This window comes from Streptomyces sp. NPDC088747 (assembly GCF_044751025.1).
In the GTDB taxonomy this organism is placed as follows: domain Bacteria; phylum Actinomycetota; class Actinomycetes; order Streptomycetales; family Streptomycetaceae; genus Streptomyces.
On sequence record NZ_JBIVKZ010000001.1, the window covers coordinates 189,769 to 213,399 of the forward strand.

General features: G+C 72.4%; 21 protein-coding genes and 1 pseudogene. 10 read left to right on the forward strand and 12 right to left on the reverse strand.

The annotated features are described in order from the left end of the window. Positions 1-69 precede the first annotated feature (69 nt). Both ACIP79_RS01110 and ACIP79_RS01115 read right to left on the reverse strand, forming a co-directional pair. On the reverse strand, positions 70-735 hold the full coding sequence (locus ACIP79_RS01110) for a MarR family winged helix-turn-helix transcriptional regulator (protein WP_401217558.1): 666 nt from the start codon (positions 733-735) through the stop codon (positions 70-72). Further along, positions 732-2,396 carry an FUSC family protein gene (locus tag ACIP79_RS01115; RefSeq protein WP_401217561.1) on the reverse strand — a complete coding sequence of 555 codons (1,665 nt, stop codon included), beginning with the start codon at positions 2,394-2,396 and terminating at the stop codon, positions 732-734. The genes ACIP79_RS01110 and ACIP79_RS01115 overlap by 4 nt, the downstream gene beginning before the upstream one ends. 197 nt (positions 2,397-2,593) lie before the next feature. Between ACIP79_RS01115 and ACIP79_RS01120 the strand changes: the two genes are divergently transcribed. The 5 genes from ACIP79_RS01120 to ACIP79_RS01140 all read left to right on the forward strand — a co-directional run bounded on the left by ACIP79_RS01120 (position 2,594) and on the right by ACIP79_RS01140 (position 6,623). Next, entirely contained in the window at positions 2,594-3,139 is a 546-nt protein-coding gene (locus ACIP79_RS01120) for a DUF5134 domain-containing protein (RefSeq protein WP_401217563.1), read from the forward strand. A gap of 108 nt (positions 3,140-3,247) precedes the next feature. Continuing rightward, positions 3,248-4,183, forward strand: a complete 936-nt coding sequence (locus ACIP79_RS01125) for a M56 family metallopeptidase (RefSeq protein ID WP_401217566.1) — start codon at positions 3,248-3,250, stop codon at positions 4,181-4,183. A 142-nt stretch (positions 4,184-4,325) separates the two neighbouring features. After that, positions 4,326-5,009 carry a phosphatase PAP2 family protein gene (locus ACIP79_RS01130; RefSeq protein ID WP_401217569.1) on the forward strand — a complete coding sequence of 228 codons (684 nt, stop codon included), beginning with the start codon at positions 4,326-4,328 and terminating at the stop codon, positions 5,007-5,009. Positions 5,010-5,042: 33 nt separating this feature from the next. Continuing rightward, entirely contained in the window at positions 5,043-5,741 is a 699-nt protein-coding gene (locus tag ACIP79_RS01135) for an HAD family hydrolase (protein ID WP_401217572.1), read from the forward strand. Between the two features lie 135 nt (positions 5,742-5,876). Continuing rightward, positions 5,877-6,623: a TetR/AcrR family transcriptional regulator gene (locus ACIP79_RS01140; protein ID WP_401217574.1), complete on the forward strand. Its 747-nt coding sequence runs from the start codon at positions 5,877-5,879 to the stop codon at positions 6,621-6,623. Here the strand turns inward: ACIP79_RS01140 and ACIP79_RS01145 are convergent. Then, on the reverse strand, positions 6,611-8,113 hold the full coding sequence (locus ACIP79_RS01145) for an LVIVD repeat-containing protein (protein ID WP_401217576.1): 1,503 nt from the start codon (positions 8,111-8,113) through the stop codon (positions 6,611-6,613). The two genes, ACIP79_RS01140 and ACIP79_RS01145, sit on opposite strands and share 13 nt — an antisense overlap. Positions 8,114-8,307: 194 nt before the next feature. Here ACIP79_RS01145 and ACIP79_RS01150 point away from each other — a divergent pair, with 194 nt between their 5' ends. Continuing rightward, positions 8,308-8,958 carry a DUF305 domain-containing protein gene (locus ACIP79_RS01150; protein ID WP_401217579.1) on the forward strand — a complete coding sequence of 217 codons (651 nt, stop codon included), beginning with the start codon at positions 8,308-8,310 and terminating at the stop codon, positions 8,956-8,958. Between the two features lie 753 nt (positions 8,959-9,711). On the opposite strand, the gene ACIP79_RS01155 is transcribed toward ACIP79_RS01150, so the two are convergent. Continuing rightward, positions 9,712-10,197, reverse strand: a complete 486-nt coding sequence (locus tag ACIP79_RS01155) for a DUF6214 family protein (RefSeq protein ID WP_401219162.1) — start codon at positions 10,195-10,197, stop codon at positions 9,712-9,714. 223 nt (positions 10,198-10,420) lie between these two features. Here ACIP79_RS01155 and ACIP79_RS01160 point away from each other — a divergent pair, with 223 nt between their 5' ends. Next, entirely contained in the window at positions 10,421-11,812 is a 1,392-nt protein-coding gene (locus ACIP79_RS01160; protein WP_401217582.1) for an FAD-dependent oxidoreductase, read from the forward strand. A gap of 210 nt (positions 11,813-12,022) precedes the next feature. Next, positions 12,023-13,411 (forward strand): nucleobase:cation symporter-2 family protein, encoded by a 1,389-nt coding sequence (locus tag ACIP79_RS01165; RefSeq protein ID WP_401217585.1) that lies wholly within the window; start codon positions 12,023-12,025, stop codon positions 13,409-13,411. Here the strand turns inward: ACIP79_RS01165 and ACIP79_RS01170 are convergent. Beyond that, entirely contained in the window at positions 13,331-13,729 is a 399-nt protein-coding gene (locus ACIP79_RS01170) for an ArsR/SmtB family transcription factor (RefSeq protein WP_401217588.1), read from the reverse strand. The two genes, ACIP79_RS01165 and ACIP79_RS01170, sit on opposite strands and share 81 nt — an antisense overlap. Before the next feature lie 134 nt (positions 13,730-13,863). On the opposite strand from ACIP79_RS01170, the gene ACIP79_RS01175 reads away from it, so the two are divergent. After that, positions 13,864-14,943 carry an NADH:flavin oxidoreductase/NADH oxidase gene (locus tag ACIP79_RS01175; RefSeq protein WP_401217591.1) on the forward strand — a complete coding sequence of 360 codons (1,080 nt, stop codon included), beginning with the start codon at positions 13,864-13,866 and terminating at the stop codon, positions 14,941-14,943. Positions 14,944-14,959: 16 nt separating this feature from the next. Here ACIP79_RS01175 and ACIP79_RS01180 read toward each other — a convergent pair whose 3' ends face one another. The 6 genes and pseudogenes from ACIP79_RS01180 to ACIP79_RS01205 form a co-directional block, all read right to left on the reverse strand. After that, positions 14,960-16,735, reverse strand: a complete 1,776-nt coding sequence (locus ACIP79_RS01180) for an ABC transporter permease subunit (RefSeq protein ID WP_401219165.1) — start codon at positions 16,733-16,735, stop codon at positions 14,960-14,962. A 190-nt stretch (positions 16,736-16,925) separates the two neighbouring features. Further along, entirely contained in the window at positions 16,926-18,386 is a 1,461-nt protein-coding gene (locus ACIP79_RS01185; RefSeq protein WP_401219167.1) for an ABC transporter substrate-binding protein, read from the reverse strand. 11 nt (positions 18,387-18,397) lie between these two features. Further along, positions 18,398-18,832: pseudogene (locus tag ACIP79_RS01190) on the reverse strand (GNAT family N-acetyltransferase); the annotation flags it as partial. Between the two features lie 168 nt (positions 18,833-19,000). Next, positions 19,001-19,642, reverse strand: coding sequence for a sigma-70 family RNA polymerase sigma factor (locus ACIP79_RS01195; RefSeq protein WP_401217594.1), 642 nt, complete (start codon positions 19,640-19,642; stop codon positions 19,001-19,003). Between the two features lie 139 nt (positions 19,643-19,781). Further along, complete coding sequence (locus tag ACIP79_RS01200) at positions 19,782-20,531, reverse strand: hypothetical protein (protein ID WP_401217597.1); 750 nt, start codon at positions 20,529-20,531, stop codon at positions 19,782-19,784. 176 nt (positions 20,532-20,707) lie between these two features. Continuing rightward, positions 20,708-21,286 carry a hypothetical protein gene (locus tag ACIP79_RS01205; protein ID WP_401217599.1) on the reverse strand — a complete coding sequence of 193 codons (579 nt, stop codon included), beginning with the start codon at positions 21,284-21,286 and terminating at the stop codon, positions 20,708-20,710. A 272-nt stretch (positions 21,287-21,558) separates the two neighbouring features. On the opposite strand from ACIP79_RS01205, the gene ACIP79_RS01210 reads away from it, so the two are divergent. Beyond that, the gene (locus tag ACIP79_RS01210; RefSeq protein ID WP_401217602.1) at positions 21,559-22,644 is read left to right on the forward strand and encodes a WD40/YVTN/BNR-like repeat-containing protein; all 1,086 of its coding nucleotides are present in this window, start codon (positions 21,559-21,561) and stop codon (positions 22,642-22,644) included. 142 nt (positions 22,645-22,786) lie between these two features. On the opposite strand, the gene ACIP79_RS01215 is transcribed toward ACIP79_RS01210, so the two are convergent. After that, positions 22,787-23,524 carry a dienelactone hydrolase family protein gene (locus ACIP79_RS01215; protein ID WP_401217605.1) on the reverse strand — a complete coding sequence of 246 codons (738 nt, stop codon included), beginning with the start codon at positions 23,522-23,524 and terminating at the stop codon, positions 22,787-22,789. Positions 23,525-23,631: the final 107 nt, after the last annotated feature.

Sequence of the window (23,631 nt, forward strand, 5' to 3'; positions counted from 1 at the left end):
GTGTGATCGCCTGCGCGTTCGCCGGATTCGCCGCGGCACCGGGCCGCCCGGCCCGCGCGTCCGAGGGAATCAGGCGCGCGGCATGCCGAGCCGGCCCTCCAGCTGGCCCAGCAACTCGGCCAGCAGGTCGGCCAGTTCGCGCTGTCGGCCGAGGTCGGTCCCCGACAGGACCGTCGTCTCGTAGGAGAGCTGTTCGGGGAGGATGCCGTCCACGAGGTCGCGGCCCTCGTCGGTCAGCCGGACGTGGGCGACCCGGCGGTCGCGGGTGTCTCCGCGCCGCTCCACCAGGCCTCGTTCGGTCAGCTGCTTCAGGCGCTTGGTGACGGCGGCGCCGGAGGAGAAGGTCTCGCGGGCGAGTTCGCTGGGGGTCAGCTCGTGGCCGGTGCGCCGCAGGGTGCCGAGGACGTCGAACTCGGGGCGGGTCAGCCCGGCGCGGCGCAGCGGGGCGTCCTCCGCCTGCTGGAGCAGGGCGGCACAGCGGTTGATCCGGCCGATGACCTCCATGGGCCCGGTGTCGAGGTCAGGCCGCACCGCGTGCCACTGCCGCACGACCGCGGCCATGGTGTCGCCGGGTCCTGTCCCCCGTCCCGAGCCGGTGTCCCCGCCCCGCCCCGAGCCGGTGTCAGCAATCCTTGCCGAGCCGGTGCCGGCACCCCGTGCCGGGCCGGTGCCCGCGCTCTCCCTCCGCCCCGCCTGGGCGTCCCCGTCCGTCGCCCGCCCGTTCGCTGCCGTCATGCCTGTGCGCCCTCCAAGGAGTGCAGTCCTTGCCTTCGTACCGTCGCCGCGAGCGTACGGTGTGCGACGTGTTCGACCGGCATCACGCGGTCCTCGGGCAGGGCGCGCTGCCACCATTCGCCGGATGCCGTGTCGACGGTGACGCGGAGATCGACCAGGGTGGCGGCGAGGTCGCGGCGGGCGGACTCCAGCGCGCCGGGCCCGGGGTGGTCGAGGGCGAGGACCCGCGCCGCGTGCTCGCGGGCGCGTTCCACCGCCCGCAGGGCGTGCTCGACGCTGTCACCGGCCCGCCGGTTGGTGACGGCGACAGCGGCGGCGAACCCGACCAGCGCGCCGACGAGGGTGTCCACGACCCGGTCGGTGATCAGCCGGCCGGGTTCCTGGGTGCGTGCGAACTCGGTGATCAGCAGCGCCATGGGGGTCACGCAGAGGCTGCCGAGCCAGTAGTTGCGGCTGATGAGCGCTTCGGCCCCGAAGGCGCAGGCGAGGACGCAGAGTACGAGGACCGCCTCGCCGAGGTGGGCGAGCGGGACGAGCGCCGCGAAGACCAGCACCCCCACCAGGTTGCCGACGACGCGCTGCACGCCCCGGCTCCAGGTCAGGGTGACGTTGGCCTGGTAGAGGGAGGCGGCGGTGACCAGCGCCCAGTAGGGGCGGCCGACCCCGAGTGCCAGTGAGGCGTATCCGGCGAGGGCGCAGCCGAGCGCGGTGCGCAGCGCGATGGGCCCGAGCGGGCCGAGGCGGCGCAGCAACGGGCGCTGCCCGAAGGCGAGTTCGGCCTCGACCCCGAGGATGTCGTCCGCGGTCCCGGCGAGGTCGTCCGGTCGTGGCACCGGCCCGGAGCCGCGCAGGCCGCGGGCCAGGGCGCGCAGCAGCTCGGGGTCGGTGCCCGCGGGTGCGGCGACGGCGACCTCGGCGCGGACGACGAGCCGTTCGAGGGCGCGCCGGGGAGCGGAGCGGGCGCCGGTGGAGAGCAGCGACTGCCAGGCTCCGTGCACGGCGGCGACCGCGGCGGCGCGGGTGCGGGCGGCGTCCTCGCCGCTCCCCCGGGTCTGTGCGTGGGCCGCGGCGGCGTTCAGCGCGTGCGCGGTGGCGCGGCGCTCCGGGCCGTGCGGACGGACCAGCCCCGGGGCCATGGCGACGATCCAGGCCCAGACGCCCGCTCCGGCGGTCAGGGCGAGATGGCCCGGGACCTGGCCGAGGGTCTGCGGGGCGAAGAGGGACGCGGAGCTGATGAAGGTGAGGATCAGGTGGCCGGGCGGGCCGACGCGTGTGGCATCGCACAGGGTCTTCTGGACGGCGGCGAGCAGCGCGCCGACGGCGACCAGCACGACGGCGTCGGTGGTCAGCGAGGCGGTGACGAGGGCGACGGCCGTGCCGCCGAGCATGGCGAGCACCACCCAGGCGAGGGCGCGGGCCCTGGCGGCGTAGGGCCGGTGGTGGGCGTAGAGCGCGCAGAGCGACCCGGCCATCGTGTACATCGCGAGGTCGAGCCGGCCGAGGGCCACGAGCGGCAGGTTCACCGGGCCGACCGAGGCCACGACGCTCAGCGCGGGCTTGTACCAGATGTCGGAAGGGCGGTTCACACGCAGGACTCCCGCCAGCGGGAGGCGCGGGAGGCGCGGGAGACGTGGAGGGCTTGAGGGGGTCGCACTGCTCATGACGACAAGATTAACAGGTGTTTTACTCGTGAACTATACCGTTCTCCGCTGGTAGGTTGCCGCCACGTTCCCCGCCTCACCGGCGATGCGCCCGGAACGCTCCCTCGCGTACTCCCTTGCGCTCGCTTGCGCTCCGGCCACGCGGGGCATGCCCTGACCGTGTCCGAAGTCCGACGCCGTCGAGCGGGAGGTGCGCGATGCACGGACCGGCATCACCCGGCTGGCTGCTGGTCGCGCTGTGCGCCGCGACGGGGGCGTACTGCCTCCTGCGGATGCGCAGCGCCGTCGAGGAGCAGCGCCGCACCGCGGGCGGTGAGGCGCTCATGGGTTTCGGCATGGCCGCGATGGCCGTGCCCGCGGCGGTGGCCGTGCCACCGCGCTGGGCATGGCTCGCCTACGCCGCGGTGTTCGGCATGGCAGCCCTCCGCGGACTGTGGGTGGCCCGTACGAGCCCGCCCCACGCGCACCATCTGGTGGGTGTCTGCGCGATGGTCTACATGGCGGGGGCGATGGCCGCCTCACCGGGCCAACACGGACACGGCGGTTCCGGCGTGCCGTTGCTGACCGGGGCGCTCCTCCTGTACTTCACCGGATACGTCCTGCGCGCGGGCCTGCGCCTGCTGCCGGTGGCCTCCGTGGCGGGCGGCACCGGAACCGTCGGCTGGGCCGACCGCCCGGAACTGTCACAGGCCTGCCGACTGTCCATGGGGATCGCGATGCTCGCCATGCTGGTCACGCTCTGACACCGGCGCCCGGCGGACCACCGCTAGCCGCGGCCGGGAGGTCGTGGCGTACGTCACTTGCCGTCGCGGCCCGTATCCTCCGGCGACGCCCCCTCATAGGCTTCAGCCATGATGGTCCCCGCGGCACTGTTGCTGCTCGGCGCCCTTGCCGCCCTGGTCGCTCCGCGACTGCTCTCGAGGGCGGACTGGGTGGACCGCGAACCGGTGGTGGCGCTGTGGGTGTGGCAGTGCGTGGTGGCCGCCGTTCTGCTGTGCTGTGCACTGTCCATGACGCTCAGCGCGGCCGCCGCCTGGGTGGTGGTACGGGGCCATGTGTTCGGTCCGGCGCCGCACTCGGTCGTGGAGGCCTACGCGTTGAGCACCGGCGGCCCCTGGGCCGCGACGACCGCCGTGGCACTCGCGTGCGGTGGTGTGTGGACCGCGGCGATGCTGGTCCGCGAGATCGCCCGGGCCCGCGCCCGCCGTCGGCAGAGCAGGACCGAACTCCGGCTGCGCGCACCGCTGTTGCCCGGCGAGGAACCGGCCGCCGACCGGCTGGTGGTCCTGGAGGGGGAGCGCCCTGACGCCTGGTGGCTGCCCGGCGCGGCGCCCCAACTGGTCGTCACCACAGGCGCGTTGCGCCGCCTCAAGGGCCGTCGGCTGGATGCCGTGCTCGCCCATGAGCAGGGCCACGCGCGGGCACGGCACGACTGGCTGCTGCACTGCTCGGGCGCGCTGGCCAACGGATTTCCGCAGGTTCCGGTCTTCGCCGCTTTCCGCGACGAGATGCACCGCCTGGTCGAACTCTCCGCCGACGACATGGCCTCGCGCCGCTTCGGCCGTCTGACCACCGCCCTGGCCCTGGTCGAACTCAACGAGGACCGGGGCGTGTTCGGCCCCGGTGCCGCCCCGCACGCCCACGTCCCGCACCGGGTCCACCGGCTGCTCACTCCCCCGGACCGGCTCACGGCGGCACGGCGCCTGCGGCTGACCGCGACGGCCGCGCTGGTGCCGGTGATCCCGGTGCTGGTGACGTTCGTACCGGGGCTGCGGGCACTGAGCTGACGGGCCTGCCCGACGCCGAGTTGGTTGGGCCTGCCCGACGCTGAGCTGGCCGGGCCTGCCGACACCGAGCCCAGGGGCCATGCCGACCCCCCGAGCGGCACGGGGTTGGCATCGGACCCCGCGCGTCGGCGAGGATCGTTCCATGCACCCCCCGCCTGTCGACTCACCTCCGCGCACGCCGGGCCCGCACAGCACGGCACGCACCGCCACGGCGCTGGCCGTGCCCGCCGTGCTGCTCCTCCTGCTGGTGGCGTTCTCCTGGCCCCCGCTGCTCGACCTCGACTACCACATCGCCCGCACCACACACCCCTGGGCGGTCGACGAACCCGGCCTCACCCACGCGTTCCGCATCCTGACGGACTGGGTGTGGGACCCCTGGGCCATGCGCGCGCTCTGCGCGGCCGTCGTACTGTGGCTGGTGTGGAGACACCGCGCGTGGGCGCCCGCCCTCTGGGTGGCGGCCACCTGCGCGCTGGGGAGCGTGCTGCAACAGGGGCTGAAGTGGCTGATCGGCCGCGAGCGCCCCACCTGGCCCGACCCCGTCGACTCGGCCCACTACGCGGCCTTCCCCTCCGGGCACGCCATGACGGCCATGGTGGTGTGCGGGCTACTGCTGTGGCTGCTGGACGTGTACGGCGCCGGACGCACCCTGCGGCGTACGGCACTCGCGGTTGCCGTGGTCTCCGTCGTCGGCGTCGGTCTGACCCGGGTCTGGCTCGGCGTCCACTGGCCGTCGGACGTGGTCGGCGGCTGGCTCCTCGGGGCGCTGCTGGTCGTGCTGGCGGTGGCCTCGTACGAGCGATGGGCCGCGCCGAGACAGCCTTGACCGGTCCGCGATGTGCCGCGAAGGATCAGCCTCATGACGATCAAAGGTGTGCTGTTCGACTTCTCCGGAACGCTCTTCCGCGTCGAGTCGACCGAGTCCTGGCTGCGCGCGGCGCTCGCGGAGACCGGAACCGCCCTGCCCGAACGGGAGTTGGTCCGCTTCGCCGAGGAACTGGAGTCCGCGGGCGCGCTCCCCGGCGGTGCGGCTCCCGCGGGGCCGCTCCCGGACGAGCTGACCGACGTGTGGGCGGTCCGCGACGAGGACGCCGGCTCGCACCGGGCCGCCTACACCGGGCTCTCCCGCCGGGTGGCGCTGCCCGATCCCCGGCTCCACGACGCGCTCTACGAGCGGCACATGGTCCCGGAGGCCTGGGCGCCCTACCCGGACGCGGACGAGGTGCTGGGCGGGCTGCGCGAGCGCGGGATCGCCGTCGCCGTGGTCAGCAACATCGGCTGGGATCCGCGGCCCGTCTTCCGGGCGCACGGGCTCGACCGGCATATCGGCGCGTACGTACTGTCTTACGAACACGGCGTCCAGAAGCCGCATCCGCGGCTGTTCACCACCGCGTGCGAGGCTCTGGGGGTCGCGCCCGAGGACACGCTGATGGTGGGCGACAACCGGCCCGCGGACGGGGGTGCGGCGGCGCTGGGCTGTGCCGTGCACTTCGTGGACCATCTGCCGGCGGCCGAGCGCCCCGACGGGCTGCGGCCGGTGCTCGGCCTGGTCGGCTGAGGTCCCGCACGTCCGCCTCGGATGATCCCCCGCGTCACCCGAGGCGGACGCAGCCCGGAGCCGACCCACGGAGGGTCTCGGTCCGGACGCGCTGAGTATAGTTGGCTGACAACCAGTCAACGCAGGAGTTTCAGGATGTCCCCGCGCAGCCGATCCGTCAATGAAGAGTTACGGCGGCGTTCCCGGGAGCGACTTCTCCAGGCCGCGGTGGAACTGGTCAGCGAGCGGGGGTACGAAGCGACGACGCTCGGGGACATCGCGGATCGCGCGGGATCGGCGCGCGGACTGGTGTCGTACTACTTCCCCGGCAAGCGCCAGCTCGTGCAGTCCGCCGTGCACAGGCTGATGCACCGCACGCTGGAAGAAGCGCTGGAGCGCGAACCGGAACCCGGAAACGGCCGGGAGCGGATGGCGCGGGCCATCGACGCGGTGCTGGGGCTCGCCCGGGACCAACCGGTGCTGATGCGCCAGCACATGGCCGGGATCCTCCAGCCCGAGGGGTTCGTGCAGTGCCCCGACCAGCAGCGGCTGGCGCAGTTGCTGAGTGAGACCGTCGCCCGCTTCGGCTCGGCGGACACCGCCGCCGACTATCCGATGCTGCGCGCGTTGCTCATGGGCGCGGTGTACGCGGCCGTGGTGCCGGGCGTCCCGATGCCGGTCCCGATGCTGCGGGCCGAGCTCTTCGAACGCTACGGCCTCGACTGGGAGTCGGGCGTCCCGCCGGACACCGAGGTGCCCGGCGGGACGTACGACACGGACCTGTCACGGTTCTTCGCGACCGGACGGCAGCTGCCGTCCGGTCCCTCCGGCTGTGAGTCCGGTCCCCGGCCCGGTCATGAGTCCGAGGACGGGACCGATCGGCTCAACGGTCAGTCGAAGTAGTCCGGCTGCGTCTGGACGTTGAGCTCACGCAGCTTGACTCGCTTCGCCGGGTCGGTGCGCCGGTCGTTGAGCTTCAGCACGTCGAAGCCCTTGATGATGTCGTTCGAGTAGATGTAGCCGTTGTAGTAGTACGCCGACCACGAACCGCCGACCGACAGCGCGTCGGTGGTCAGCGGGCCGCGCTCGAAGTACGCGATCTCCTTCGGCTTGGCCGAGTTGGTGAAGTCCCACACGGAGATACCGCCCTGGTACCAGGCCTGGACCATGAGGTCCTTGCCCTTGACCGGGATGATCGAGCCGTTGTGGGCCACGCAGTTCTCGGTGTCCGCCTGGTAACGGGGGATCTTGTAGTAGCTCTTGAAGACGAGCTTGCGCTTGTCACCCTTGCCGACGATGTCGTAGATGCCGTCGGCGCCGCGGTTGGGACCGATGGCCGCGCTGCACGTGGCCGCGCCACCGCCGCCCAGCTCGTCGGTGAACACCACCTTGTCGGCGTCCTGGTTGAAGGTCGCCGAGTGCCAGAACGCGAAGTTCACGTTGTCCTGGACCCTGTCGATGACCTTCGGGTTCGCCGGGTCCTTGATGGAGAAGAGGATGCCGTCACCCATGCAGGCGCCCGCGGCCAGGTCCTTCGACGGAAGAACCGTGATGTCGTGGCAGCCGGTGGTCTTGGAGACGCCCGGGTTGGTGGGCGAGCCCGGGTTGCCGCCGCCGTCGGTTCCCTCACCGGGGAAGAGGACGGGGAAGCCCACGACCGCGGCCTTCTCCGGGGACTTGCGAGGCACCTTGATGACCGAGATGCCGTCGTGCGGCGGCTGGCAGTCGGGGAAGGTGGCGCTCGGCGAGTACGAGGAGACGTACAGGTAGACGTCCTTGCGCTCCGGCACCAGCGTGTGGGTGTGCGAGCCGCAGGCGGTCTCGACAGCGGCGACGTACTTCGGGTTCGCCTTGTCACTGATGTCGAAGATCTTCATGCCCTCCCACGACGACTTCTCGGTCGCGGGCTGCGAGGTGCTCGCACACGAGTTGTCGCTGCGCGAGGAGTCGGTGGACAGGAAGAGCAGGTCGCCCGAGACGGAGATGTCGTTCTGCGAGCCGGGGCAGAGCACCTGCGCGACCGTCTTGGGGGCCTTCGGGTTCCGGATGTCGAAGATGCGGAAGCCGTCGTAGTTGCCCGCGAAGGCGTAGTTGCCCTGGAAGGCGAGGTCCGAGTTGAAGTTCGGCAGCGCCTCCTTCGGGATGTTCGCGAGGTGCTCGATGTTGTCCGAGTGGACGATCTCGTCCTGTCCGGGTATCTCACCGCTCGCTATGGCCGCCTCGGCGATGGCCTCGTCGCTCTGGGAGATCTTCTTCTGCGCGGCGGGACTGTCCCCGGGGTCGGGGGTGGCGGCCGCCGGGCCTGCCGTGAGCAGCGCGGCCAGGAGTCCGGCCGCGGCAGCGGCGACTCCCAGACGTCTGTGCCGCGTTCGGGGGTCTTTCAACAGGTTCACTGCGTCCTCCCTTGTAGCCGTTCGCAGTTGAACGGTTCACGCACACCCCGCAGTATCGTCTTCACCATGCACAGATCAACAGACAGCAACGCAGTCGTAATGAAAGTTTCTGATCATTCAGGTTCAGCCGCGTGCTAGGACGGTCATCAACACCCTTGAGGTGTTCGCCCATTCGTGTGCCGCAGGAGGTCGCAGTGCTCTTCCGCCGTCCGTCCCACGCGCCCCTGGTCACAGCGTCGCTGGCGATCATCGTGCTCGCGCTGGGCGGCTGTGACTCCGGATCCGAGCCCAAGTCCGCGGGAACGGGCGGGCCTTCGGTGATCGTGCCCGGCAAGCCCGGCGAGGCGGCGGAGACCCTCTCCGCCGAGGACGCGGCGAAACAGCGGATCGACGACGACACCCCCAACTCGGCGGACCTCTCGTACGCCCGGATGATGATCGAGCATCACACGCAGGCGCTGGTGATGACCGAACTGGCCGCGAAGCGGGCGGAGTCGAGCTCGGTGAAGGCGCTCGCCGAGCGGATCGCCGCGGCCCAGGGTCCGGAGATCAAGGCCATGGAGGGCTGGCTCAAGGCGAACGACGGGGAGAAGACCGCCACCGGGCACACGCACGAGGCGATGCCCGGCATGGCGACGGAGACCCAGCTCAAGAATCTCCGGGCCGCCGAGGGCAAGGCGTTCGACCAGCTCTTCCTGACGCTGATGATCACCCACCACAACGGCGCCATCACCATGGCGACGGACGTGAAGGCCCAGGGCAACAACATCCAGATCGAGGAAATGGCCGACGACGTGATCGCCCAGCAGACGAGCGAGATCGGCCGGATGCGGGACATGTCGTAGCGCCGCCCGGAACCACGCGTCGCGGCACCCGCCTCCCGGGCGTGGCCGCGCCCGGGGGTCGCTGAGCGCGTCTCAGCCGGGCGGGAGGTGCGGACACGGGGTGTCCGCGGAGGCGGACTGCGGGACAGGCGGGGGGCGCCGGGCCGGGTGCGGGGCGGGCGGTGTCCGCACGTCATGTCGGACGGGCAGTGCCCGCACGTCGATGCCTGACGCGCAGGGTACGCCGCGCCCGATGCCGGACGGGCAATGTCCGCACGTCGGGGACCGGAGGCGCGGGGTTCACCGCGCCGGATGCCGGACGGGCGGGGTCCGCACGTCGGATGCCAGACGCGCAGGGTACGCCGCACCCGATGCCAGACGGGCGGTGTCCGCACGTCGAGGGCCGGAGGCGCGGGGTTCACCGCGCCGGATGCCGGACGGGCAGTGTCCGCACGCCGGATGCCTGACGCGCAGGGTACGCCGCGCCCGATGCCGGACGGGCAGTGTCCGCACGTCTGGTGCGGGACGCGGGATGCGCCGCGCCGGATACGGGCGACTCGATGGTGGTCGTCGCGCCGGGCGCGGGAGACTCGGTCGCCGTCGCGCCGGACCCCCGCATCCAGGACGCGCGTCCGAGCGCCGCCGAACCCCCGCCCCAAACCGCCCCCTCGTACGCTGGACCGCTGGACCGCTGGACCGCTGGACCGCCGGACCGACCCACCACCCGGCCGCCCGGCCGCCCGCCATGGCGCCCCCGTAACGCCCCACTACCGGCTACCGCCGTACATGCCGCGGTGTCAGGAAGCCGGCGTCGCGGGCTCCGGCGATCAGTTTGAGGGACCGGCGGCGGCTGTGGCCGGTGGCGCTCATCACGGCGAGGACGGCGTCGCGGCCCTCGCCCTGGGCCGCGAGGTACTCCTCGGCAACGAGCCTGCGGCCCTCGATGCCGCGCGGCCACCCGGACCGGGCGCGCCTGGACGGCCCTTCGCCGTCCGATTCCTGCGGCGGCTCCTCCTCGGGCGAAGGCGCGGCCCGCACGCCGCACGCCTCGAAGAGCGGTTCCTCGATCCACTCGGCGAGCAGGTCGAGGTCACCGAAGGACAGCGGGGGCTGGGCCCGGACGTCCTCGATCGACACGTCCCCGTCGCACACCACGGCGAGCAGATCGACCCGGGCACCGTCCGCGAAGGCCAGCCGGACGTCGAACCAGGAGGTCACCCCATCGCGCTCACGCACTTCCCAGGCGGGCCACACCGACACGGCGCCGTCGGCACTGCCGCGGTCACAGACGTCCAGTCGGTCGGACAGATTAAGAGAGGATGCTTCTAGCACATACGGAACGTAACCGCATGATCACATTCCATACGAACGGACACGCGCGCACGAGCTGTGCGCCGACCCTGTCAGCGGAGCACCAGTGGTGCGATCCTGGAGCCATCAGCGATCTCCTCGGACTGTTCAGGTTTCGGACAAGGAGTTCCGCGTGCTGCGTGTCGCCGTCGTCGGATCCGGTCCCAGCGGGGTCTACACCGCCCAGGGACTCGTTCAGCAGAGCCAGGTCCCCGGGGTGCGGGTGGACGTACTGGACCGGCTGCCCTGCCCGTACGGTCTGGTGCGCTACGGCGTGGCGCCCGACCACGAGAAGATCAAGTCCCTCCAGAACAGCCTGCGCGCGGTCCTGGAGGACGAGCGGGTGCGATTCCTGGGCGGCGTACGGATCGGCCCGGACGCGCTCCCGGCGGCCCGGCTCCGCGAGCTCTATCACGCGGTCGTCTACTGCGTCGGCGCCGCCACCGACCGTCGGCTCGGCGTGCCGGGCGAGGATCTGCCCGGCAGTTGGTCGGCGACCGAGTTCGTGTCCTGGTACAGCGCGCACCCCGACAGCGCGGCCGACGCGTTCGTGCTCGGCGCCCGCTCCGCCGTGGTCATCGGCGTCGGGAACGTGGCCGTCGACGTGACCCGCATCCTGGCCCGCGGCGCGGCCGAGCTGAGCCCCACCGACATCCCGCAGGCGGCACTCGCCGCACTGGCCGCGAGCCGGGTGACGGAGATCAGCATGGTGGGACGGCGCGGCCCCTCCCAGGCCCGCTTCACCACCAAGGAGCTGCGCGAGCTCGGCGCCCTGCCGGACACCGAAGTGATCGTGGATCCAAGGGAGTTGGAGCTCGATCCGGCATACGCCGACCCCTCGGGCCTGCCCGCCGCCGGTCGCCGGAACGTGGAGGTGCTGCGGAGCTGGGCCTCCGTGCCACCGCGGGGTGACGCCTCGCGCACGATCCGGCTGCGCTTCTTCCTGCGCCCCGTCGCCCTGCTGGCGGACCAGGAGGGCGGCCTTCTCATGGACCAGCAGGGCGTCGGCGACCGCGTGGGCGCGGTGCGCTTCGAGCGGACGGTGCCCGACGGGCGCGGCGGCGTCACCGGCACCGGCCGGTACGAGGACATCGGGGCGCAGTTGGTGCTGCGCTCGGTGGGCTATCGCGGAGTGCCGCTGGACGGCCTGCCGTTCGACGCCGGCCTCGGCACGGTGCCGCACGTCGCCGGACGGGTCGTACGGGACGGCGCGACCGCCCCGGGCGAGTACGTGGCGGGCTGGATCAAGCGCGGCCCGACCGGTGTCATCGGCACCAACCGGCCGTGCGCCAAGGAGACGGTGACCTCGCTGATCGAGGACGCCCCCGTGCTCGTACGCCGGGAACTGCCCGCGGATCCGCTCGACGCACTGCGGGCGGCGGGGCTGACGCCGGTCGAGTGGGCCGGATGGCAGGCGATCGAGCGGGCCGAGGCGGAGCTGGGCGCCTCGCTCGGGCGGGGTGTCGTCAAGCTTCCGGACTGGGCGGCGCTGCGGGCCGCGGTGGCGCGGACCTCGGGTTCGTAGCCGCGTCGAGGCGGCCGGCGCGTGCCGGTCGCGGGCGGGCGGCGGGGCGTGGCGGCAGACCCCTGGGCTTGCGCACGGAACCGGACCCGGGACCAACTCCGTGGCCATGACACACGTCGGCAACAGGCCAGAAATCAACAAACTGTTCAAGGCCCCTACGGTCTGGTGCTGCCCCCGAATCTCCGATTCCGCGCCGCCCCTGGAGTGCCCATGGCAACCACCACACCCGTGCATCCCGTCGACGAGGTCCCACCCGTACGCCAGTTGGCCGCCTTCGGGCTCCAGCACGTGCTCGCGATGTACGCGGGGGCGGTGGCGGTTCCGCTGATCGTGGGCGGGGCGATGAAGCTGTCGCCCGCGGACCTGGCGTATCTGATCACCGCGGACCTGCTGATCTGCGGTATCGCCACCCTGATCCAGTGCGTGGGCTTCTGGCGCTTCGGAGTGCGGCTGCCGATCATGCAGGGCTGCACGTTCGCGGCGGTCTCGCCGATGGTGCTCATCGGGACGACGGGCGGCGGACTGCCCGCGATCTACGGCTCGGTGATCGTCGCGGGTCTCGCGATCGTGCTGCTCGCACCGGTCTTCGGGAGGCTGCTCCGCTTCTTCCCGCCGCTCGTCACCGGCACGGTGATCCTGATCATCGGCATCTCACTGCTGCCGGTGGCGGGCAACTGGGCGGCCGGCGGCGCGGGCGCGGCGGACTTCGGCGAGCCGAAGAACCTGGCGCTCGCGGGCTTCGTGCTTGCCGTGGTGCTGGGTGTGCAGCGGTTCGCGCCGCCCTTCCTGAGCCGGATCGCGGTGCTCATCGGGATCGCGGTGGGCCTCGCCGTCGCGGTGCCCTTCGGGTTCACGGACTTCGGCGGGGTCGGCGACTCCGACTGGCTCGGGATCAGCACGCCGTTCCACTTCGGCGCGCCCACCTTCCACGCCTCCGCGATCATCTCGATGCTGGTCGTGGCGCTGGTGACGATGACCGAGACGACGGGTGACCTCATCGCGGTCGGCGAGATGACCGACCGGAGGATCGAGCCGCGGACGCTCTCCGACGGTCTGCGGGCCGACGGACTCTCGACGGTCCTCGGCGGGGTGTTCAACACCTTCCCCTACACGGCGTACGCGCAGAACGTCGGCCTCGTCGGGATGACCCGCGTCCGCAGCCGCTGGGTCGTCGCCGCCGCGGGCGGCATCCTCGTACTGCTCGGCCTGCTGCCCAAGCTGGGCGCGGTGGTCGCGGCGATACCGGCGCCGGTGCTCGGCGGCGCGGGCCTGGTGATGTTCGGGACGGTCGCCGCGAGCGGGCTGCGGACGCTGGCCCGGGTCGACTTCGAGGACAACCACAACCTGACCGTCGTGGCCGTCTCGGTGGCCGTCGGAGTGCTGCCGGTCGGTGTGCCGGCGGTGTACGAGCAGTTCCCCGACTGGTTCCAGACGGTGATGAACAGCGGGATCAGCGCGGGCTGCCTGACGGCGATCGTACTCAACCTGCTCTTCAACCACCTTCCGTCCAGGGGCGGTTCAGCCGCTCCCGAGACGAAGGGCCTGGCCGGCGGCAGCGGCGAGGACGCTGTCGAGAAGCCCCGGGAAGAGGTCGTCTAGGTCCTCCCGCCGCAGGCCGTTCATCTTGGCCGTGCCCCGGTAGACCTGCCGGATCACCCCGCTCTCGCGGAGCACCCGGAAGTGGTGCGTGGTCGTGGACTTGGTGACCGGCAGGACGATGTCCGAACAGGAGAGCTCGTCGCCGTCGGCGGCGAGCTCTCGCACGACCCGGAGCCGCATGGGGTCGGAGAACGCGTGCAGCACGGCTTCCAGCCGGATCTCCGCGCGCTCGGGGTGCGGCAGATCGCGACTGCCGGTGGCGGGGACTGCGGTCGTCACGGCGACTCCACATCGTCGGGGAACGGCGTCCGGGAACATCGTCCCGGAAACGCCGTCGGGAAAACGTCGTCGGGGATTGCCATTGTACGAGACCCTTCGTAGTTTGACATCTACCGTACTACGATGCCTATCGTAGTAGACGTCCCCGGCCCCACGACGAAACGGAGTCCGCCGTGAGCGCGCTCTTCCAGCCCTTCACCCTGCGCGACGTGACCATCCCCAACCGGGTGTGGATGCCCCCGATGTGCCAGTACTCGGCCGCACCGGACGGACCGTCGGCGGGCGCCCCGAACGACTGGCACTTCGCCCACTACGCGGCCCGCTCCGCCGGCGGAACCGGCCTGATCATCGTCGAGGCCAGCGCGGTCTCCCCCGAGGGCCGCATCAGCCCGTACGACCTCGGCATCTGGAACGACACCCAGGTCGAGGCGTTCCGGCGCATCACCCGTTTCCTGACGAGCCAGGGCACCGTTCCCGGCATCCAGCTCGCGCACGCCGGCCGCAAGGCGTCGACCGAGCGTCCCTGGAAGGGCGGCGCGCCCGTCGGCCCGGACGCGTACGGCTGGCAGCCGCTCGGCCCGAGCCCGCTTCCCTTCGCCGCCGACCATCCGGTGCCGGCCGAACTGACCGTCGCCGAGATCCAGGAGATCGTCGGGCAGTTCGTCGACGCGGCCCGCCGTGCGCTGGACGCAGGCTTCGAGGTCGCCGAGATCCACGGCGCCCACGGGTACCTGATCAACGAGTTCCTCTCCCCGCACTCCAACCACCGCACCGACTCCTACGGCGGCTCGTACGAGAACCGCACCCGGTTCGCCCTCGAAGTCGTGGACGCCGTAAGGGAGTTGTGGCCCGAGGACAAGCCGCTCTTCTTCCGCATCTCCGCCACCGACTGGCTGGAGGAGGACGGCTGGACGGCGGACGACACCGTCCGGTTCGCCGGGCAGCTCAAGGAGCACGGTGTGGACCTGCTGGACGTCTCGACGGGCGGCAACGCCTCGGGTGTACGTATTCCGGTCGGGCCCGGCTACCAAGTCCCCTTCGCCGCCCGGGTGAAGGCCGAGACGCCGCTGCCGGTCGCCGCCGTCGGCCTCATCACCGATGTCGAGCAGGCCGAGAAGATCGTGGCCAACGGCGAGGCGGACGCCGTCCTGTTGGGCCGCGAGCTGCTCCGCAACCCGTCCTTCGCCCGGCTTGCCGCGCGTACGCTCGGCGCCGACGTGCACGTGCCGGACCAGTACCACCGTTCCGTCTGACGCGCGGCCCGTCCTCTCACCCCTGGGGCGGAAGGGCGGCGCGCGACCGGTGCCGAAAACGCGGAACGGCCCGGTCGCGCCGCAGTCGCACACCGTCCGTGACCGTCACCGCGAGCGCGCCCAGCAGCGCGAGTGCGGCGGCCGGTGCCAGGACGGCCCAGGGGGCGCGTTCGGCGTACGGCTGGTTCTCGGCGAGCAGCAGACCCCATTCGGGGGACGGCGGCTGGGCGCCAAGGCCGAGGAAGCCCAGCGCTGCCAGGGCCAGGGCGACGCCGGGGAGGCGGAGCAGGGCGTGCCGGGTGACGGGCGGCAGGACGGCGGGGAGGAGTTCGCTGCCGAGGAGTTGGAACGGGCTCGCGCCGAGGGCGCGGGTGGCCAGCAGGTGGGTCGTGGCGCGTTCCTGGCGGAGCAGGGCCGTGGTGTGGGCGGCGAGCGGGGCCCAGGCGACGGTGGCCACGGCGAGCGCGGGTGTCGCCGGGCCGCTGCCGGCGACCGCCGTCACCAGCAGTGCCACAAGCACGGGCGGCAGGGCGTTGACCGTGTCGACGAGCGGGCCCGACAAGCGCGGCAGCAGGCCGAGCACCACGCCGGTCAGCAGCGCGGCGGCACTGATCGCGAGCGCGAGCCCGAGGGTGTCGAGCGCGCCGTGGGCGACTCGGGCGAGCACGTCACGGCCCAGGGCGTCGGTCCCGAACGGGTGCGCCCAGGACGGGCGTTGAAGGCGCGCGGTGGTGTCCAGGGCCAACGGGTCGCGGGGCAGCCCGAGTCCGATCACACCGAGCAACGCGGCAGCGTGGAGAAGCGGCCGTCGGGTGGATGTGGTCGCCGTCCGGCCGTGCGGGGACGGCAGGGCGCCGTCCCGTAGCGCCGGGCCGGTCAGGAGCCGGACCGCGAGGCGCGCGAGCAGTCCGGCGGTGGCGGCGAGCAGGATGAGGGCCAGGGTGCCGGCCTGGAGGACGGGCAGGTCCTGGGCCAGGGCGGCCTGGAGCGTGGTGCGGCCGAGTCCGGGGATGTCGAAGATCCGCTCCACGGCGACCGCGCCGCCGGTCAGGCCGACGACGAACAGCCCCAGGTTCGGGAGCAGTCCCGGCACACAACGCCGCAGCGCCCTTCGTGCGATGCTCCGGCCCGGTACCCCGCGCGCGGCGGCGGCCAGCGCCCACGGTTCGGCGAAGGCGCCCGGCAGCAGGTCGGCGAGGAGACGCCCGAGGACCGCCCCGGCGGGCAGCCCGAGCGAGAGCGCGGGCAGCACCATCCACCGCGGCCCGTACCAGCCGAGGGCGGGCAGCCAGCCGAGTTGTACGCCCACGACGGTGGCCAGCACCGACGCGGTCAGGAACTCTGGCAGTGCGGCGAGAAGAGCGGCGCCTCCGCCACTGGTGGGACCGGCGCTGTGTCCGTCGCGTGCTCCGCGCCACAGGGTGCGGGCGCACACCGCCCCCGCGGTGACGGCGGCGACCGCGAGGGCTCCGGCCATCAGGAGCAGGGAGACGCCGAGTGCCTCGGTGACGGCGGGCAGTACGTCGGCGCCGGAGATCCACGAGCGGCCCGCGTCGCCGCGCGTCAGCCCGCCCAGCCACTCCCCCAGCAGCCGCAACGGCCCGTCGTCGAGGCCCAGTTCGTCCTGTACGGCCGCCAGCACCTCGGGGTCGGGCGTACGTTCCGCCGACCGCGCCCTGAGCACGGTGAGCGCCGGGTCGGTGCGCGACAACCAGGGCAACAGGCCGATGGCGCAGAGCAGGAGCGCGGTGAGGGCGGCGCGCCAGAGCAGCACCGGTCCGCCGCCGCGCAGCCCTTCCACCGTCCGTGACGGCCGTGTCCATGACGGCCGTGTCCGTGACGGCCGTGTCCGCGACGGCCGTGTCCGCGACGCCCCTCCCCGCGGCCTGCCCGCCCTCAACTCCCTTGTCCGGGAACCCCGTATCCGCGACTCCTCCGTCCGCGGCTCCCGTACTCGCGACATCCCTGTCCGCACAGGATCGTCAGCGGCGGGTGCCGGTGCCCACGAGGGCCCGTTCGTACGGGTCGAAGAGCACGCCGCTGACGGCGGAGGCGACGCCGGTGATGATGCGCTGGTGGACGAGCGGCACGACCGCGTCGGTGCCGAGGATCTCGGCCTCCGCCTCCATCGCCCTGTCCCGGCGTAGCTCGATGTCGCTCACTCCCCGGGCCGCGTCGACGGCCCGGTCGACCCGCTTGTCGCACAGGAGGGCCAGGTTGTAGCCGCCGTCGCAGGTGTAGTCGCTGGCGAGGACCGAGACGGGGTCACCGGTGTCGAGCATGGCGTTGCGAGCGGAGACGAACGCGTCGAACTTCCCTGCCAGCACGTCGCTTTCGAGGCGCGCGTACTCCCGTACCTCCAGCTTCACCTCGAAACCGGCCTTCTCCAGTTGCTGCTTGAGCACCTGGGCGACCTCGGGCAGTTCGGGCCGGTTGTCGTAGGTGGCGAGGGTGACCGAGGTGCCGTCGGGGTCCGTCGCCCTCGCGCGGCCGACGGGTGCGACGCGCTTGCCCTCGGCCCAGTTCACGGCGGGCCCGTAGATCCCGGCGCCCGCGTCGGCGTGCCCTTCGTACACGCCCTCCGCCAGCGCGGAGGTGTCGACCGCCTCGCGTGCGGCGGCCCGCGTCCCCGCGTCCTTGAACGGACCGGACCCGGCGTTGAGGAAGAGGCTCGTGGTGCGGGTCGTGGCCGTCTCGTGCGCGGTGCCCTTGTCCAGCGAAGCGGCCTGGGAGACCGGGACCGCCTCGGCGAGGTCGGTCTCGCCGGTGCGCAGGGCGTTGGTGCGGGCCGTGCCGTCGGCGACGAACTTCGCGTCGATGCCGGAGGCCTGGGCGCGGCCTCCCCAGTAGTCGTCGAAGCGGTCGAGCGTCGCGGAGGTGGTGCCGGTGGTCGCGGTGAGTTCGAAGGGGCCGGTCGCGGTGCCAACGGGGCTGACGGCGCCCGCCCCGCCGTACGCCCTGGCCGACAGCACGGCCAGACCGGGACTGGACAGGCGCAGCGGCAGTACGGGATCGGGGTCGGCGGTGGTGATCCGGACCCGGTCGGCCCCCTCGGCCTTCGCGGTGAGGTCGACTCCCGACAGCGCGGCCGGAATGACCTTGGCTTCGGTGGCGTGGGTGAGGGCGGCGGCGACGGCGGACGCGGTGACCTTCGTGCCGTCCTGGAACGTCGCCTCGCGCAGGGTGAACAGCCAACCGCGGTCGTTCTCACGGGTCCAGGACTCGGCGAGCGCGGGTACGGCGGTGCCGTTGGCGTCCAGGCCGGTCAGCCCCTCCGTCACGCCGAGCCTGCTGAGGAGGGTGGCGTCGGCGCCGTACGGGGAGAAGCTCTCGGTGGGCGGGAAGGCCAGCGCGACCCGCAGCCGGGCGCCGTCCGCGGACCCCTCGGACGAGGTGTCGCCGCCGGACGCGAAGCAGCCGACGAGCAGGGGGGCGACCAACAGGCCGATGCCTAGGCGCCGGGCACCGCCGGATCCGTGTGCAGATACACCGCGCGGTAGCCGCCTTTCGCCGCCGCGAAGTCCAGCAGTTCGGCGACCAGGCGGCGGGCCAGTCCGCGCCGCCGGTGTTCGGGGCGCACGTACACGCGGCGCAACTGCGCGGTCTCCCCGGACGGGTACCGCGCGGCGAGGTCGCTCGGGTTGGGCGGGTGTGCCGGGCCCCGGGAGTCCAGGGCGGCGGTGGCGACGATCGTGTCGTCTCGCTCGTCGGACACGACCAGCAGGGTGTGCCGTTCGGGGGCCAGGTAAGCGCCGTGGAGGTCGACGATGTCGCGGTGCCACCGCGGGACGTACCCCGTGCCGAAGTCGCGGTAGACGGTGTCGAGCATCACGGCCCGTACGCCGTCCAGGTCTTCGGGTGTCGCTGTCTTTATGCAGTAATCACGCACCTGCACATCATATGTATTAAGGGGTTATCGCTCGCCGTCCGGGGTCGACTCCTTCCTCGCCGGGGCTGAAGGGGCTGGAGTCGAGCCCGAAGGCCCGAACGGGTGCCGGTGCGCGGCCTGTTCGACAGTCACCGGCATCCGTTCGGTCATGCTCACGCCGTCACACCGTCACGCCACCATCGCGACCTGCTCCGTGCGTGGTGGAGTGGCCGACTCTCCCGTCGGATCGTCGGCCTCCGCGAGCAGCGCGAGCAGGGTGGTTCGCGCACGCGCCACACGGGAACGGACCGTGCCGATCGGGCACTCGCTGAGCTGGGCGGCCTCCGCGTAGGGCAGGCCCATCAGTTGGGTGAGGACGAACGCGTCGCGACGCTCGTCGGGCAGGACCGCCAGCAGGTCGAGGAGGGCGATGCCCTCGTCGAAGCCGGGCAGGCCGCGCGGCTGGGCGAACTCGATCGCCAGTTGCCAGTCACGGGTGCCGCTCAGCCTGGGCCGGACGGCGGCGTGCCGGAAACTGTCGATGACGGCACGGCGCGCGATCGACAGCAGCCAGGCGCGGGCCGAGGACCGCCCCTCGAACCGGTGCAGGCTGCCGAGCGCCCGCAGGAACGTGTCCTGGGCCAGATCGTCGGCGGCCTGGGGATCCGAACTGAGATGGGCGACGTAGCGCACGACGTCACGGTGCAACGCGCCTACGAAACGCTCGACGGCGTCCGGGTCACCGCCGCGGGCGGCCAGTGCCCAGGCGGTTATCGACTCGTCGGCCGACGCCGTCTCGTCGAGCGGAATGGGCAGAGCAGAAGTGATCACCAGGTGTCCTTCTCGGGTCATCCGCGATCCGGACCGGCGCGCGGGCGCGGCGGTCCGGTGTGAGGTGCGGCCGTACACCGAGAGGGGTACGGCCGAGACCCGAGGCGCACGACGGGGCCGCCTCGGGGAACCGGCTGTCTCAGACGACAGCGGTCCCCGTGGGCGGGCCCCGAGAGGTGATCGCGTGCACGAGAAGCAGACGGGCGGGCGCCCGGTCCGAGGAGGCGCGGCCCGCACGTACGCGGGGCCGGTGCGGTGGTGTGGGCAGCGCGCGCAGGAGACGCAGCGGTGCGGCGAGCCGGCCGGCCAGGGCGCGCAGGATCCGGAACGCGGCACGTTCGCCACAGCCGAGCCAGAGGCCGCACAACAGCGCGGCCAGCAGGTGGGCTGCGAGCATGCCGGACGAGGACATGCCGCTCATGTCATGGCTCAGGTGCGCCGCGGGAGAGGCGACCAGGTCGCCCATGTCCATGTGATGCAGGTGATCCATGTGCGGTGAGTCCATGTGCATGGAGGCCATGGACCCCGGGGAGTTCATGGATCCCATGGACATGCTGCCCATGTCGTGCCCCATGGCGTCCGCGCCGACCTGGTTTGAGCCGTTACCCGGCGTCCCCGGCGCCGCCACTCCCCCAGCCGACTGCGCGAGGGCGAACGCCGAGTGGAGTACGCCCTGAGTGACCACCACGACGGTCGTGATCAGCGGCAGTCCGCGTTCACGGAGGGACAGGCACCAGCCCAGTCCGGCCGTCGCCACGACCGCGGCGACCATCGCCCACCAGGGCACCGGAGAACCGGACATGAGCACGTGCCCCAGGGCGGCGAGCAGCACACAGACGGCCGCGAACACCGCGGCCCGTACCGTGCGAGAACACCACCCAGCAGCCATGACGGGGCTCATCCTTGCATCCGGGGCTCGTGCGTCATGGAGAGGTACGGGAATCACCCCCGTTCCGTCCTCATCACCGAACAGGTGATCCAGGACACATCAACGTCCGGGAACCCGGCGGGAGTCCACATCAGCGCCACCCCGGCGCCCGGTCGTACGGCGCCGGTTGGGCGGGGTCAGCTGGTTTTGCGCCCCCAGAGGGGCCCGAACCGCTCCCACTCCTCGTCCCACTGGTCCAGGCGTCGCCGTTCCAGCCGACCGCGTAGGAGCTGCCCGCAGACGAAGGGGACGACCGCGGCGCTCACTCCGACCAGGGTCCCCACCAGGGAGGCCCGGAGCCGGGCCTCGGAGGCGGTGGCGGGTCTGGTGACGTGGCGGCCGTCGGAGTCTGTCCAGACGGTGACGGCGGCGCCCTCGGCGGTGCCGGCGAGCACCCGAGCCTGGCCCGCGTGGACGGAGCCGTCCGGCGCGATCCAGCGCACCTTCGCCCAGACCCGGTCCGCGTCGTCCTCCGTGGGAGTCGGCCCCGCCGCGTCCTGGGTGAGCCACGCCGGGACGGAGTGCCACTCGGCGCGCTGCTGGGCGAGACCACGCTCCACGGACTGGGCCGCCGCCAGGCCGACGAGGATTCCGCCGCACACGGTGAGCACCCAGGCGACGAGCATGATCCAGGTCTCCAGGGCGTCGCTACGCCGTCGCAGCGGATTGCGCCGCCAGCGCCACAGCAACCCCTTCGGAACACGGAATGCCGCCATGACTGGCATCCTCCTCACGACCGCACGGACGGGCCACACCCCCCTCCCAATACGCGACCGGTCCCCGCGATACTCACGCCGACTCCGTCGACTCGTCTGACCAGGATCTCCCCCACTTCCCGTCCCCGCCCGGCGAGAGCCGCCCGCAAACCCGGCCGACCTGGCAGAAACTCTGCGCTGACCTGCGCGGACGTCGGATCCAGAGGTGACTGTCAGTGCCGGGGTGCAGACTGGCCCGTACCTGAGACAACGACGTCGCGGAGGTGGTCGGCATGGCCGACGTAATGCTCACCGTGGGTACCCGCAAGGGGCTCTTCATCGGCCGGAGGCGCGGCGGCGCCTGGACTTTCGACGAGAGTCCGTACTTCAACGCGCAGGCCGTGTACTCGGTCGCGATCGACACCCGGGGTGAGACTCCACGGCTGCTGGCCGGCGGGGACAGCGCCCACTGGGGCCCTTCCGTCTTCCACTCCGACGACCTGGGACGCAGCTGGGCGGAGCCGGCGCAGCCCGCGGTCAAATTCCCCAAGGACACCGGGGCCTCGCTGGAGCGGGTGTGGCAGTTGCACCCGGCCGCGGCGGAGCCGGACGTGGTGTACGCGGGCACGGAGCCTGCCGCGCTGTACCGGTCGGAGGACCGGGGCGAGTCCTTCGAGCTCGTGCGTCCACTGTGGGAGCACCCGACGCGGTCGCGCTGGGTGCCCGGCGGCGGCGGGGAGGGGCTGCACACCATCCTCACCGACGACCGCGACCCGCGCGCCGTGACCGTCGCCGTCTCCACGGCCGGGGTGTTCCGCACGGCCGACGGCGGCGCGAGCTGGGAGCCGGCCAACTCCGGTGTCTCCGCGGTGTTCCTGCCCGATCCTGACCCGGAGTTCGGCCAGTGCGTGCACAAGGTCGCCAGGGATGCGGTGACGCCGGACCGCCTGTATCTCCAGAACCACTGGGGTGTGTACCGCAGCGACGACGCCGGCGGCCGGTGGACCGACATCGGCGCCGGCCTGCCCTCCACCTTCGGGTTCGCCGTGGCCACGCATCCGCGCCGCGGTGACACGGCCTATGTCTTCCCGATCAACGCCGACGCCGACCGCGTCCCCGCGGAGCGCCGCTGCCGTGTCTTCCGTACGTCCGACGCGGGCAAGTCCTGGGAACCGCTGACGGCCGGACTCCCGGAGGGAGACCACTACGGAACAGTCCTCCGCGACGGCCTGTGCACGGACGGCGCGGACCCGGCGGGCGTGTACTTCGGCAACCGCAACGGCGAGGTGTACGCCTCGGCGGACGACGGAGACAGCTGGCAGCAACTGGCCTCACACCTGCCGGACGTGCTGTGCGTACGCGCGGCGGTCGTCGACTGAGAGACGGGGACCGGGCACCCCGCACGCCCGGAGTCCGCGAATCGGCTGCCCAGTGGTGCCGCGGGGTGGCCATGAGTACGCACCAGGTCTTGGCGGCGATCAATGATGCCGACCAAGCCCGGGGCCACCATGGTCGCCTGGGTCATGCCCCCGGATCCTCCGTCACGGGCAGGCACTCGGCGAGCAGGTCGACGACGTCGCGCCAGGCTCGCCGCGCGTGCTGCGGGTGGTAGCCGACGCCGGGGACCGTCGGGTGATCTACCGGCGGATGGTGGAAGGCGTGCAAGGCGCCGCCGTAGACCGCGAGGCGCCAGTCGACGCCCGCGGCCTGCATCTCATCGGTGAACGCGTTCCGTTGCGCGGGCGGCATGATCGGGTCTTCCGACCCGACCCCGGCCCACACCGGGCAGCGAATGCGCGCCGCCTCGCCCGGCCGGCCCGTGGTCAGTGCGTTGACCGTGCCGATCGCGCGCAGGTCGATGCCGTCGCGCCCCAGCTCCAGCCCGACAGCGCCGCCGGTGCCGTAGCCGACGGCGGCTGTCCGGTCGGGGTCGGTCCGCGGTTCGGTGCGCAACACGTCGAGCGCCGCATGGCCGATGCTCCGCATCCGGTCGGGATCGGCGAGCAGCGGCAGGCAACGGGCCAGCATCTCCTCGGGGTCGCTCAAATAGCGCCCGCCGTGAAGGTCGAAGGCCAGCGCCACGTAACCCAGCTCGGCGAGAGCATCGGCCCTGCGGCGCTCGACGTCGCTGAGCCCCATGCCCTCCGGTCCGACCAGCACCGCGGGCCGGCGGTCGACACCGCCCGGGAGCGCGAGATGCCCGATCATCGTCAAACCGTCGGCCGGGTACTCGACGGTACGTGTCGTAATCGTCGTCATGAGACCGGACTGTAGTAATCGTCGAACCCGGTCCGCCTGTGTTCTGCCCCTGGCAGAGCAGCACGCGGTGACACCCGAGGGTGTCCGGGGCACATGCGGCGGCGGAC

Bases quoted from the DNA above. Each gene is read 5' to 3' on its own strand.
- ACIP79_RS01110 (WP_401217558.1), bottom strand. From the start codon at position 735: ATGACGGCAGCGAACGGGCGGGCGACGGACGGGGACGCCCAGGCGGGG.
- ACIP79_RS01120 (WP_401217563.1), top strand. From the start codon at position 2,594: ATGCACGGACCGGCATCACCCGGCTGGCTGCTGGTCGCGCTGTGCGCC.
- ACIP79_RS01210 (WP_401217602.1), top strand. From the start codon at position 21,559: ATGGCCGACGTAATGCTCACCGTGGGTACCCGCAAGGGGCTCTTCATC.
- ACIP79_RS01215 (WP_401217605.1), bottom strand. From the start codon at position 23,524: ATGACGACGATTACGACACGTACCGTCGAGTACCCGGCCGACGGTTTG.
- ACIP79_RS01140 (WP_401217574.1), top strand. From the start codon at position 5,877: ATGTCCCCGCGCAGCCGATCCGTCAATGAAGAGTTACGGCGGCGTTCC.
- ACIP79_RS01165 (WP_401217585.1), top strand. From the start codon at position 12,023: ATGGCAACCACCACACCCGTGCATCCCGTCGACGAGGTCCCACCCGTA.
- ACIP79_RS01125 (WP_401217566.1), top strand. From the start codon at position 3,248: ATGATGGTCCCCGCGGCACTGTTGCTGCTCGGCGCCCTTGCCGCCCTG.
- ACIP79_RS01130 (WP_401217569.1), top strand. From the start codon at position 4,326: ATGCACCCCCCGCCTGTCGACTCACCTCCGCGCACGCCGGGCCCGCAC.
- ACIP79_RS01115 (WP_401217561.1), bottom strand. From the start codon at position 2,396: ATGAGCAGTGCGACCCCCTCAAGCCCTCCACGTCTCCCGCGCCTCCCG.
- ACIP79_RS01170 (WP_401217588.1), bottom strand. From the start codon at position 13,729: ATGTTCCCGGACGCCGTTCCCCGACGATGTGGAGTCGCCGTGACGACC.
- ACIP79_RS01135 (WP_401217572.1), top strand. From the start codon at position 5,043: ATGACGATCAAAGGTGTGCTGTTCGACTTCTCCGGAACGCTCTTCCGC.
- ACIP79_RS01205 (WP_401217599.1), bottom strand. From the start codon at position 21,286: ATGGCGGCATTCCGTGTTCCGAAGGGGTTGCTGTGGCGCTGGCGGCGC.
- ACIP79_RS01200 (WP_401217597.1), bottom strand. From the start codon at position 20,531: ATGGCTGCTGGGTGGTGTTCTCGCACGGTACGGGCCGCGGTGTTCGCG.